The 11,385-nt window shown below is 59.4% G+C and carries 13 protein-coding genes; 2 read left to right on the top strand and 11 right to left on the bottom strand.

What is annotated here, in order from left to right:
* Positions 1-102: 102 nt before the first annotated feature.
* Complete coding sequence (locus tag NXC24_RS20490) at positions 103-357, top strand: DUF982 domain-containing protein (RefSeq protein WP_104825313.1); 255 nt, start codon at positions 103-105, stop codon at positions 355-357.
* A 247-nt stretch (positions 358-604) separates the two neighbouring features.
* On the opposite strand, the gene NXC24_RS20485 is transcribed toward NXC24_RS20490, so the two are convergent.
* Genes NXC24_RS20485 through NXC24_RS20475 form a run of 3 tightly spaced genes read right to left on the bottom strand, consistent with a single transcriptional unit; the run spans position 605 to position 1,908 of the window.
* Entirely contained in the window at positions 605-1,165 is a 561-nt protein-coding gene (locus tag NXC24_RS20485; protein WP_158704505.1) for an alpha/beta hydrolase, read from the bottom strand.
* 45 nt (positions 1,166-1,210) lie between these two features.
* Positions 1,211-1,390 carry a hypothetical protein gene (locus NXC24_RS20480; protein ID WP_104825311.1) on the bottom strand — a complete coding sequence of 60 codons (180 nt, stop codon included), beginning with the start codon at positions 1,388-1,390 and terminating at the stop codon, positions 1,211-1,213.
* Positions 1,387-1,908, bottom strand: coding sequence for an NUDIX hydrolase (locus NXC24_RS20475; RefSeq protein WP_104825310.1), 522 nt, complete (start codon positions 1,906-1,908; stop codon positions 1,387-1,389). Before NXC24_RS20475 ends, NXC24_RS20480 begins: the two co-directional genes overlap by 4 nt.
* 309 nt (positions 1,909-2,217) lie before the next feature.
* On the opposite strand from NXC24_RS20475, the gene NXC24_RS20470 reads away from it, so the two are divergent.
* On the top strand, positions 2,218-3,123 hold the full coding sequence (locus NXC24_RS20470; protein WP_104825309.1) for a cytochrome c: 906 nt from the start codon (positions 2,218-2,220) through the stop codon (positions 3,121-3,123).
* Between the two features lie 5 nt (positions 3,124-3,128).
* Here NXC24_RS20470 and NXC24_RS20465 read toward each other — a convergent pair whose 3' ends face one another.
* Genes NXC24_RS20465 through NXC24_RS20430 form a run of 8 tightly spaced genes read right to left on the bottom strand, consistent with a single transcriptional unit; the run spans position 3,129 to position 11,253 of the window.
* Positions 3,129-3,548 (bottom strand): c-type cytochrome, encoded by a 420-nt coding sequence (locus NXC24_RS20465; protein ID WP_104825308.1) that lies wholly within the window; start codon positions 3,546-3,548, stop codon positions 3,129-3,131.
* Positions 3,523-4,434: a cytochrome c oxidase assembly protein gene (locus NXC24_RS20460; RefSeq protein WP_245464018.1), complete on the bottom strand. Its 912-nt coding sequence runs from the start codon at positions 4,432-4,434 to the stop codon at positions 3,523-3,525. The genes NXC24_RS20465 and NXC24_RS20460 overlap by 26 nt, the downstream gene beginning before the upstream one ends.
* A complete protein-coding gene (locus tag NXC24_RS20455) occupies positions 4,407-4,718 on the bottom strand; it encodes a hypothetical protein (protein ID WP_104825306.1) in 312 nt (103 codons plus the stop codon). The genes NXC24_RS20460 and NXC24_RS20455 overlap by 28 nt, the downstream gene beginning before the upstream one ends.
* Positions 4,715-5,317, bottom strand: coding sequence for a cytochrome c oxidase subunit 3 (locus NXC24_RS20450; protein WP_104825305.1), 603 nt, complete (start codon positions 5,315-5,317; stop codon positions 4,715-4,717). The genes NXC24_RS20455 and NXC24_RS20450 overlap by 4 nt, the downstream gene beginning before the upstream one ends.
* Complete coding sequence (ctaD, locus tag NXC24_RS20445) at positions 5,314-7,227, bottom strand: cytochrome c oxidase subunit I (protein WP_104825304.1); 1,914 nt, start codon at positions 7,225-7,227, stop codon at positions 5,314-5,316. Before ctaD ends, NXC24_RS20450 begins: the two co-directional genes overlap by 4 nt.
* Positions 7,224-8,222 carry a cytochrome c oxidase subunit II gene (coxB, locus tag NXC24_RS20440; protein ID WP_104825303.1) on the bottom strand — a complete coding sequence of 333 codons (999 nt, stop codon included), beginning with the start codon at positions 8,220-8,222 and terminating at the stop codon, positions 7,224-7,226. Before coxB ends, ctaD begins: the two co-directional genes overlap by 4 nt.
* Positions 8,219-8,824 (bottom strand): c-type cytochrome, encoded by a 606-nt coding sequence (locus NXC24_RS20435; RefSeq protein WP_104825302.1) that lies wholly within the window; start codon positions 8,822-8,824, stop codon positions 8,219-8,221. Before NXC24_RS20435 ends, coxB begins: the two co-directional genes overlap by 4 nt.
* 26 nt (positions 8,825-8,850) lie before the next feature.
* Entirely contained in the window at positions 8,851-11,253 is a 2,403-nt protein-coding gene (locus tag NXC24_RS20430) for an FdhF/YdeP family oxidoreductase (protein ID WP_104825301.1), read from the bottom strand.
* Positions 11,254-11,385 lie beyond the last annotated feature (132 nt).

The following is an 11,385-nucleotide window of genomic DNA, read 5'->3' as shown; positions in this document are numbered from 1 at the left end:
ACCTGCCCTACCACCCTTCAAGCCACCAAACAATGGAGCAACTTGAGCGTTGACAGGAACAAAGCTCCCCATTGCTGGTTCGGATTATGGAGGGATATAGCTATGGATAGACAATGGTGGGACCATCCTCTGATGCTCGCAACGAAACGCCTTGGCCGAGTGGTCAGGATCAACAGCACCGAGCACGCTGCTGGATTTCTTCTGAACGAATGGCCGACCGAGAAAACCGGACAAGCCTACGAATGGGCAAAGCAAGCGCTTCTTGATGCTGTGGAGGGGAGAATCACTACCGAGGCAGCCCGCAGTGCAATGATTGCGGCGGCGCGAGAGGATGGCGTATTCGTGTACGGGGAATAGGGTCATGTGGCCCTCGCGAATATGTGGAGAGACAACGGTGGTTTTTACAGCCGTTGTCGCGATAGGGATCCCGCTGTGCCGCCGGCTATTCGTGACGCACCCTCGGCTTCCAATTGGCTATTCCCCCTTAACGACCAGCAAAATCGGCAATAACCCAGACCAATTCTGCATCCGGCCCGCAAAACCATGGTGTGCGCTAAAGCTACATGGATTGCCTTCCTCGCTCCCTCCGCTCAATCAACTCACTTCAACCTTCGACCCGGCCCAGGATTTGAACGGCACAGCGTCGTGGCAGGAACGCTGACTTGCCGAGGATCTCTGTGACACACTTGGCCGGACCGGGTGCGTTGCTGAGGAAGCCGGAGGTCAGCACCAGCTTGTCCAGACGCGCACCTTGGCGTAATCCTTCCGCCGCACGCTGCGTTCCCTTGCTCGTGGCGACAATGATAACGGGGCGCTTGAGGCCGGCCATGAAATCCGTGGCTGCGTTGAGATTCGTTCCCACCTCGACGAGCAGCACGTTAAAGCCTTTGTCTCGGAACGCATCACGATTGTGGATGAGAGCGTTGGTCGCGCCATCGCTAAAGCGGGCGCCCGCACTCACATTCCGCCGGCCATCGCCACCGGTTAGCAACAGAATGCTTCCTTTCGGCTGATCGGCGTGCATGAGAATGTTCTGCGTGGTTCCGATGGTGACAGTCTCGCCGCTGTTCACAGACTGCCAATCTTGTGCCATTGCCGGCGCAGAGGTCGCAAGAAGGACAGAAACACACCAGACTCCAAGTGCTTTAAACATAGCGGCCCTCACCGGCCCGCTCCTTATTCCGAAGACGGAATATGCTTCTCGATAAATTCAACCGCCGATCTCGACATCCCAGCCGTCGCGTTGGCTCGCGCCGGATGTAACCCAGAGGGCCGATCGTCGAGCACAGGCAGCATTGCCATCCATGATCCAATTTGAAGCCGGCTTTTCGCACCGCTGCGCCCGCAAAGCGATCTGCGCCTTGGCGTGGACAGGGATGGTAGGGATCACGAACGGCTTTTTCTCCTGTCCATTTCGGCCACGACGTTTTCGATCGGAAAATGCATCAAGCGCACCAGCAGGCCCTTCAATTCGGGCTCCTGCACTCTTTTGGCAGCTTCCAAAGGCGAGAACCATTCTGTGGTGCGTTCTTTACGTTCCGGAAATTTGGCACATAGCTTCTGGACTCGTAGAAGATGAACCTCGACCATTGATGGCGTCGCGTTTTCCGAATCGAAGATCTTTAGATAGGTGTAGTAACCAAAGGGTTTTTTCTCGGCCTTGCCTTTGACACCAGCCTCTTCCCAAGCCTCGCGCTCCGCAACCTCGTTCGGCTTCAAACCTTTGATCGGCCATCCCTTGGGAATAGTCCAACGATGCGTTTCGCGCGTGGTGATGAGAAGAACTTCGATAGTCCCGCCGGCGCCGAGACGTGAACAGATTGCGCCGAATTGTTCAGCCATCTCGCCATTCATCATTATTTCCGCATAGGCTGCGAGACGTGCAAGATGGGGTTCGTACTTGTTCATGGGCCCCGCCAAATTCCTGATTAAAACGGGCGTTTGCTTTTCGACAACCAGTCGACTTTGGCCGAGCTGTGCAATGCAACTCCTTTGGCAAAGTCTGGCTACCTCGCCACATCAAACCGCCGCATTCAGCGTTTGTTCCCGATAAGCCGGCGAAGAACAGGCAACGGCAAAAGAGCTTGAAGTCGCCCAAAGGCTCCTGCTGCCGCAGGAAGGAAGAGCTACCACCAGCGTTTAGAGCGGAACGGATGGCCCGATCGTCAGTTCTATGGGAGCGCCTCCACGAGTTCCACCGGATCGGTCGATAGAACCATGCGCATTCTGATTTGGCTGTGCCTGGCGGCCCTAGCGGTTGCCGCTGCGATCTGGTTCGTGACGGGACCCACCGTGCCCTTTGCGGCAGATGATCCGCGCCTTCAAGGCAATGGTGATCCGGCTCGGGGGCAGCTTATCTTTGCCGCCGGCGACTGCGCGTCCTGTCACGCCACCCCTGGCCAACAGGACAGATTGCGATTGGGCGGCGGCATCGCGCTCGCGGCGCCCTTCGGCACGTTTCGCGCTCCCAATATCTCATCCGACCCCGTTGATGGCATCGGAAGATGGAGCACGGTTGATCTCGCCAACGCCATGATCGGCGGGGTTTCGCCGCAACGTCGGCACTATTATCCGGTGTTTCCCTATCCGAGCTATACGGGCATGCGCCTCGAGGACATCAAGGATCTGCGGGCCTATCTGAAGACGTTGGCTCCGGTTTCCGGCCAGCCGCCCCCGCATGATCTGTTTCTTCTGTTCCGCATACGCCGCCTCTTGGGCTTCTGGAAGCTGTTGTTCTTCCATGAAGGGCAGACCTCGGTATCGGTCGGCGCCGATCCCGTCTTGGCGCGGGGCGGCTATCTGGTCGAAACCATAGGCCACTGCGCTGAATGCCATTCGTCACGCAATTTTTTCGGTGCCATCAAGCCCGAAACACGGTTTGCCGGCGGCATCGATCCCGAGGGCACGGGCTTTATTCCCAACATTACACCAAGCCGGATTGGCCATTGGTCCGAAGCCGATATCGCGGAATTGTTGAAGAGCGGCAACACGCCGGACCATGGCCGCGTCGGCTCGTCCATGGCCGAGGTCGTCACCAACACGGCGATGTTGCCGCAGAGCGATCGCGACGCGATCGCGCGCTATATCAAGGCCTTGCCGCCTCGTCCGACGCCGCATCCTTGAAGGGCTTAATGAGTGTAGAGATAGGCGGCAAGATCGCGCGCCTCCGCTTCCGAAATCCCCGTTTTCGGCATCGCCGAATTGGGAGAGAAGATCTGCGGCGATACGATCCAATGAACGAGGTTGTCGCCGGTATTGTTGATCACGCCGGCGATATAGACGCGCTTTTGAAGGCCAGACAAAGCGCCGCCCACTTGTCCGTCCGCACCCGCGATTCCGGGGATTTGGTGACATCCGGTGCAGCCATATCGACGAAAGATCGGCGGTGCGCGGGAAGGATCGCCGCCCTGGGTGAGCAGGCGCGCCGCCTGTAGCCGCTGCTGCGAGTCCTTTGCCATGTCCGTGCCGATCAGAACGCAGAGCAATGCAATGGCTGCTGCGCCCAGCCAGGCGCCGCGATTTCTATAAAGGAGGGATGCGGTGAACATGGTCCACTCCCCTGCCGGCGCTGGCGATCCATAGCGCAGCCATTACGAGTGCCGCCCCGGCGTATATCGTCCCGGCTGGAATCCACATAACTGTTCCGGCGAGCTGCTGGTCCTCCAGCGGCGTAAGCCCCCATGCTGCCGCGGCATGCGTCTGCTCGACGTAAAGAACGCGGGGGGCCAGCGCCATCAGGGCGCCGAGCGCGCCCGTGTGCAGCATGGTCAGGAAAAGATGCCACGCAGCGACGCCATGATTGCTGCGCCAGAAGACCGACCACCAGAACAGCACGGCCGTGGCGAAGAAGCTCAGATGCTGCAGACGATGCAGTGCGACGTCGTCGACGGCGGCATCGAAAAGGGCCGGCGCGTGCCAAGCCCATATGGCGACGGCATGCAGCAGAGTGGCATTGGTTCCGCCGCTCAGCCAGCGCCAGACTGATCGCACCGTGCCTCGCCGCATGGCCCTGCCCGTCCAGCGCCTCAGTCGTTCCGGCATGCCCCATAGGAACAAACCCGCAGGCCGCGCTATGACAATCATCGGAGCGGAGACCGCCATGATGATCTCGTGCTCGATCATGTGAAAGGTAAAAACTTGCTCTCCGAGCCAGTGCAGCGGCGACAGCAGTGCGCCCGCAAGCGTCAGCCAGCCTGCCCAATAGCAAATGGCGCGTTTCGCCATAACGGGCCGGCTCCTTCCGGCGCGCCGCCACAATTTCCAGGAACCCCGGCCATAAAGAAAAGCGATGATCGCTAACGGCGTTCCGATCCACGGATCGATTGTCCAGATCGAATGAAACAAATGCGCTTCCGCGCCGTGCGCTGCCGCCTGCCGCGCCATCATCAGCAGAAATATCAAAGCGCCTAGTGTTCGCATGCGTTCAAGAGCCATGCGGCTCCCCCTTGCAGAACAAGCGCGACGGCGAAAACGAGCCCGACCAAGACGCTGAGATGGCGGATGAACAGCCCCGTTCGCGCCTCCTTCGGCCTCGAGCCGGCTTGCGGGACGACCGTACTCGCCAGCGCAAGAAGGACAGCCACGGAAGATGCGAGAAGCGACCAGTGCATACGATGGCTGCAATCGACATAGGGGAGGATTTGGCCGAGCTGGGTATTGATGGCCCAGACGACGGGAGCAAAAATCAATCCGCCATATTTTGCCGCTGCGGTCATCATAGGCGTGGCACCCAGTAAATGCATGCATAGAGGGGAATCCAAGCCACTACGACAAAGTTCCAGTACATCGCATTATCCTCGACATCGCCGAAGCGGCGCGGGTTGTCGGCATGCCCTGTAAACATCAGGCAAGTCAGCACCAGCGTATCGATGAGGTCCGTGATGATGTGGGTCGTATGGAGCCCCAGCATGGTCCATATGATCGAGCCATAGGCATTATCATCCCAGCGCACGTGGAGGACGGCGAATTCGAAAGCGCGCAAGACCAGGGGTATTGCCCCCAGCACCGACATGACGACGAGCCCGATCCGCACCTTGCGCAGATCTCTTTGCCGCGCCCAGCGGGACAAGAGGACATTCGGCACGACACTCGCCAATAATATGACCGTCAGAGACGTTCCGGGTATAAGGCCGGGCGCGGGCGCATTGGTAGGCCATTGCGGCGCGATGCTCATCAGATAGAAATAGACTGCGATGGCCAAAGCGAAGCCGGAACCTTCAATGAGCATGAAGGCGCAGGTTCCCCACCAAGTCGGGCTTGCCGTACCCATACCATGGGGCGGCAACTTCGAAACGTCGAGTACGATGCGTTCCTTCACGATTCGTCCTCCGGCGTCTGTTTGGGCCAGAACCAGCCGGTTAACGTGATGCCGATGGGAATTGATCCCCATACGACAGCCCATGGCGAGAAGATCGACCAAATCAGCGTCACCGTGGTGGCAAGAGCCGCCCATAGCGGCCAGATCGAATTTCGCGGCGAAGACTCGTTGGCTTCCGGCTGTGCCTCAACAACGCTGCTGACGATCAATTCACGCCGGTCGGTGCGCAGCCCGGTCGCAACCGCAAGCTCGTCGGGCTGCGTCCACAACGGGTCGCGATCGCCGACCACCGGAATGCGGCGGAAGTTGAAGCAAGGTGGCGGCGACGGCATTGCCCATTCGAGCGTCGACGCGCCCCATGGATTATCGCCTGCGATCGGACCCGATCGAGCGCTGCGGATGACATCGATGAAAAAGACGAGGAACCCCAGCGCGAGGATGGCGGCGCTCAGGCTGACGAACATATTCATGCCGGCCCAAGGCATTTCCGGCTGATAGGTATAGATGCGCCGCGGCATGCCTTCGAGGCCCAGAATATGCATTGGGAAGAAGGTCAGGTTGAAACCGGCGAAGATCAGCCCGAAGGACCAGCGGCCGAGCGTCTCGCTCATCATCCGGCCGGTCATCTTGGGAAACCAATAATAGATGGCGCCCAGCAAGGGGAAGACCGCGCCGCCGACCAGGACGTAATGGAAATGCGCCACGACGAAATAGGTGTCGTGCACCTGGGTGTCGAACGGCACTGAGGCAACCATGACGCCGGTCAGTCCGCCGATGACGAAGGTCACGATGAAGCCGAGGACAAACAGTATCGGCGTCTTGAACACGGGTTGCCCACCCCACAGCGTCGCCAGCCAGCAAAATATCTGCACCCCGGCGGGAATGGCGATCGCCATGCTGGAGGCGGTGAAGAAGCTCTCGCCAAGGCGCGGCAGCCCAACGACGAACATATGATGCACCCAGAGGCCGAAAGCCAGGATTCCTGTGGCGATTAGCGCCATCACCAACGGAAGATACCCAAATACGGGGCGGCGCGAAAAAGTCGCTATTATCGTCGATACCATGCCGACCGCCGGCAGGAAGATGATGTAGACTTCCGGATGCCCGAAGAACCAGAACAGATGTTGCCACAGCAGTACGTCACCGCCTTCGGCGGGATTGAAAAACTGCGTTTCGACCAGCCGGTCCAGGATGAGCGATGAGCTGGCGAGCATGATCGCCGGCATGGCCATGATGACGAGGAAGGCCGTGACGACCATCGACCAGACGAACAGCGGGATGCGGTCCAGCGACATGCCGGGCGCACGCTGCTTGAAGACGGTGACGACAAGTTCCACCGCAACGGCCAATGCCGAAACTTCCGTGAAAGTGATCATCTGCGCCCAAAGGTCGGCGCGCTTGCCGACGCCATATTGCGGCCCGGATAAGGGCACGTAGGCAAACCATCCGACGTCGGGCGCGGTATCCAGAGCAAACGAGGTCCATAATAGCAATCCGCCGGCTAGAAAGATCCAATAGGAAAAGGCGTTCAAGCGCGGAAAGGCAATATTGCGGGTGCCAACCATGAGCGGCACCAGATAGACCGCCATGGCTTCCATGACTGGCACCGCAAATAGGAACATCATGTTCGCGCCATGCATCGTGAAAATCTGGTTGTAGCGATCCGGGCCGATAAAACGTGCTTCCGGCTGCGCCAGTTGCAGCCGCATCGCGAGCGCCAGGAGACCGCCCATGGCGAGAAATACGAATGCGGTCGTGATGTAGCGGCGGCCGATGATCTTGTGATCGACTGTCGTGAGGGCGCCCCAGACGCCGGCCCCCGTCATCCAGGTTTGTGCCAGCCGTCGTTCGAGCTCGTCATCGTCGAACATCAAATCCGTCGGTACAGCTGATTTGGTGTCCTTCGTCATCTGAGGCTTTCCATATAGGCGGAAAGCTGCCGCAGTTCGTCGCTCGAGAGGAGAACCATCGGCATGTTGTTTCCTGGTTTCAGCGTCTGAGGATCGGCGATCCATGCGGCGAGCGAGCCGCGTGTATTGTCCAGCAGGCCCGCCGCAATCGTTTTGCGGCTACCGACATGGGTCAAGTCCGGCCCTGTCGTCCCCGATGCGTCCGTACCCCGTATAGTGTGACAGGCGGCGCAGGGCTTGCGCATGAAGAGAGCCTTGCCGGCAATCGCCTCGGGGTCCGACGGCGCTACGCTAATGCCGCGCTGTGAAGCAGCCCAGCGTTGATAGTCGGGCATGTTCTCGGCGATGACGAACAGCGCCATGTGACTGTGCTGAAGTCCGCAGAATTCCGCGCATTGACCGCGATAGACGCCGGGGCGATCCGCTCGAATGCTTATGGTGTTCTGTCGGCCGGGAATGAGGTCGCGCTTGCCGGCAAGGCTCGGCACCCAGAAGGAATGAATGACATCTATGCTTTCGAGCTCAATGCGAATATCCACGTCGACGGGAATATGCATCTCATTGGCTGTCTGGAATGACTTGGCCGGATCGGCATCGTCGTAGATGAATTGCCACCACCATTGCTGGCCGCGCACTTTGATCGTGATGCCGGCATCCTGAGCCGCGCCGAGACCGCGGGTTGCATAGAAGCTCGCGATCGTCAGGCCGGCGATGATGAGCACGGTCGCCGCCACCGCCGCCGCTACTAACTTTCCCATCCGCCGCTCGCTCTCGGAGCTTGGACGTTCCCGCTGCGTCCTCGATCGCAGCAATGCCAGGATCAGAACGATCATGACCAGCGCCCACACCGCCGAGCAGACGATCACGATCGCGATGATCAAATGCTTGAGCTGAACGGCCGCGGCACCCTCGGCATTCAAGGCCGACTGTGCGCCGTTACATCCTGCAATCAGGATTGCCGACAAAAGCAGGAAAACGGCAACACCCGCTTTCAAGGTGACGGCCCCTGCGCGGCGTTCATCCCGGCAGGGCCTTCTTCGAACAGGATTGCCGCCGGCGCGCGGTTTTCCGCCGGGCGCGTATGCTTGTCGTCATTGCGACTGGGCGCAGTGCTCTTCGCTTTATATGCGCCGATCGTGTGGACATAGCCCGCGAGCTGCCAGATCTCATCGATCGTCATCTTGTCGCGAAAAGGCGGCATTCCGTGTGGGCGGCCATCGCGGATAGAGGCCGCGATCGACACCATTTCCGGACCATAGAGCCACCAGCCATCCAGGAAAGAGGGACCGGCCGCACCGCGTCCGTCCCCGTGACACGCCCCACAGCCGAACCAGGAATAGAGCCGTTTGCCCTGGCTGAGGTCGTAAGCAGTTTTCTCGTAAGGCTTGCCGAGGGCGAAGTAGATCTCCGGCGGAGCACCGCCGATACCGTTCGGCATCAGTCGCAGCTCGTCCAACGCGGCTCCGACAGGAGGATCCGTTCGATATTGCCGTGCTTCACGCGCACCGCCGATCAAGGCGGCCGCGCCGAGGGCCACCAGAAAGGCGGCGATCGGGAACGCGCGATCCAGGAATTCTCTGCTGACCACCCACGCCATGTTCGATGTTCCAACCTGTGCAGGCTTCAATTCGCGGGCACGGTGCCGGAACGCATAAGGTGCACCGGCAACAGCTTGTAGGACGGAGTCTTCGACTTGGCGTCATGATGATCCAATGGAAACAGTGGATTGGCCTCCGGATAATAGGCGCCGCAACATCCTTCCGGAATGTCATAGGCGACGATGGTGAAGCCTGAAACCCTGCGCTCCGTCTCTTCATCGATCGCCGTCATCAGATCGACGACTTCGCCATTACGGAAACCGAGGCGCGTTATGTCGGCTGCATTGACGAAGACCACCCGCCTCGTTCCCTCGACACCGCGATAGCGGTCGCTAAAACCATAAATCGTCGTATTGAACTGGTCGTTCGAACGCAACGTGGCGAGATGAAGGACATCGTCACCTTGAGCGCCGAGAGAAAACTCCGGAAACAGGCGGTCGGGCGTGATGAAATTGGCCTTGCCGTTGCGGGTGACCCACTTGCGCTCCCGCGCCGGCAGCGGTCTTGGAATGCCGCCGGGATGGAACATGCGCTTGTTGAAGTCCTTGAACGTCTCCGGATAGGTTTGCTCGATGGCATCGCGGATCGTCGAATAGTCGTCAACCCAGCGGTCCCATGGCACGATCCCTTTCGTCAGCGTCGCTTTTGCCATGCCGGCGATGATCGCCGGTTCCGAAAGCAGTTCCGGACTGGCCGGCCGGGCTCTTCCGCGCGAACCATGAAAATGCGCGACCGAGCTTTCCACCGAGACGGCCTGCGGTCCGCTCGCCTGTTCATCGATCTCGATGCGACCGAGGCATGGCAGGACATAGGCGATTTCGCCGTGAATAACGTGGCTGCGATTGAGCTTGGTGGCAATCTGGACGGTCAGGCGGAGGTTTCGCCACGCATTTTCCATCGCGGCAGTTTCCGGGATAGCCCGCAGAAAATTTCCGCCGAGACCGATAAACGCCCGCGTCTCGCCATTGAGGATCGCTTTGCAGGTCTCGACCGTCGTGTGGCCGATCCACTCCGGCGGCTCGAATTGATAAAGGGCGGCCAGCTTGTCCAATGGCACGAGACCCGGCTTTTCGGTGATGCCTACCGTGCGCTGGCCCTGAACATTCGAATGGCCGCGAACCGCGCAGATGTTGGCGCCGGGCTTGCCGATGTTTCCGCGCAGAAGCGCAAGATTGACGACCATCTGCACATTCTGAACGCCCATGAGATGCTGCGTAAGGCCCATGCCATACACCAGCAAAACTGCATTCGAGTTGGCATATGTCGAAGCAGCCTGCTGCATCTGTGCCCGCGTCAAGCCGGAGACGCGCTCCAGTTCGGCCCAATCGTGGTTTCGCGCGGCAGCAGCGAATTCCTCGAAACCCGCCGTATGTTGCTGGATGAAATCGTGATCGAGGACATGTTTCTTGTCGGCAGCAGCCATCGCTGCGGCAAAGGCTACCGTTCCCGCGTCGGAGGGATCGTCCGGGATAGCATCGGTTCCCGTAACCTTGCTGGTCCCGGATGCCTTGAGCGCATCGTCGGCCTCGATCAGTGCCTTGCAGACGCCGAAAAGTGCCGCGATATCACCGCCATTCCTGACTTGATAATATTCCGACGAGATCAGCGTTTCCTTGCCCGTGAGCATCTGACCGGGCATCTGGGGATTGACGAAGCGCTCCAATCCAGGCTCGCGAAGTGGATTGAAGGTGACGATCTTGGCGCCCCTGTTGACGGCATCTTGCAGGTCGTGAAGCATTCTTGGCGAGGACGTGCCAACGTTCTGTCCAAGATAGAAGATGCAGTCGCAATTTTGGAAATCGGACAGGATCGCCGTGCCGATTGAAGCGCCAATGCTTTCCGGCAATGCCGCGGATGAGCCTTCATGGCACATGTTCGATGAATCCGGCAGATGGTTGCTGCCGAATAAGCGGGCGAACAATTGGTACATATAAGCCGTTTCGAGCGATGCGCGACCGGAGGTGTAGAAATCGACCTGCTCAGGGGATAGCGCTCTCAATTCACGGCCGATCTCTTCGAAAGCGTCCTGCCAGATGACGGGTACATATTTGTCCTTTTCGGCATCCCAACGCATGGGATGCGTCAATCGTCCCTGTTCTTCGAGATCACGGTCAGGCCAGGTTTCCAGCTCGGCGAGCGTATGGGCCGCGAAGAAGGCCCGATCCGCCCGCCGGTTTGTGACTTCCCAACTGGTGGCCTTGGCGCCGTTTTCACAAAACTCCAATGGATGAGGCTTCGCAGGCTTGCCCCATGCGCAACTGACGCACATGTAACCATCGGGCTTGTTCTGATGCGCCAAAAGAGCCGGACCTGCGAGCGGGATATGCTCGCGAAGGAGTATCCCGCTCACGGACCTTGCTGAACCCCATCCGCCTGCTGCAGGTTTGCCCGATGTTTTCGGTGGTTCGTTTCTCGGTTGCGTAGCCATGATGAAGATCCTCAATTCCCACAAAGAACCAACGACAAGCTCTTCTGTTCCCGGTCGGCGATGACTGCCGATGGCAATGGCCTCAGCCGAGGCCGCCGCTAAAGATCGATGAGCCCGCAAGGCTTGCCGGTG

This window comes from Rhizobium sp. NXC24, assembly GCF_002944315.1.
Taxonomy (GTDB): domain Bacteria; phylum Pseudomonadota; class Alphaproteobacteria; order Rhizobiales; family Rhizobiaceae; genus Rhizobium.
The sequence above is the reverse complement of the archived record's forward strand: the minus strand, read 5'-3'. Positions and strand labels throughout refer to the sequence as shown.

Bases quoted from the DNA above. Each gene is read 5' to 3' on its own strand.
- NXC24_RS20470 (WP_104825309.1), top strand. From the start codon at position 2,218: ATGCGCATTCTGATTTGGCTGTGCCTGGCGGCCCTAGCGGTTGCCGCT.
- NXC24_RS20455 (WP_104825306.1), bottom strand. From the start codon at position 4,718: ATGATGACCGCAGCGGCAAAATATGGCGGATTGATTTTTGCTCCCGTC.
- ctaD (WP_104825304.1), bottom strand. From the start codon at position 7,227: ATGACGAAGGACACCAAATCAGCTGTACCGACGGATTTGATGTTCGAC.
- NXC24_RS20430 (WP_104825301.1), bottom strand. From the start codon at position 11,253: ATGGCTACGCAACCGAGAAACGAACCACCGAAAACATCGGGCAAACCT.
- NXC24_RS20490 (WP_104825313.1), top strand. From the start codon at position 103: ATGGATAGACAATGGTGGGACCATCCTCTGATGCTCGCAACGAAACGC.
- NXC24_RS20475 (WP_104825310.1), bottom strand. From the start codon at position 1,908: ATGAACAAGTACGAACCCCATCTTGCACGTCTCGCAGCCTATGCGGAA.
- NXC24_RS20460 (WP_245464018.1), bottom strand. From the start codon at position 4,434: ATGGCTCTTGAACGCATGCGAACACTAGGCGCTTTGATATTTCTGCTG.
- NXC24_RS20465 (WP_104825308.1), bottom strand. From the start codon at position 3,548: ATGTTCACCGCATCCCTCCTTTATAGAAATCGCGGCGCCTGGCTGGGC.
- NXC24_RS20435 (WP_104825302.1), bottom strand. From the start codon at position 8,824: ATGGCGTGGGTGGTCAGCAGAGAATTCCTGGATCGCGCGTTCCCGATC.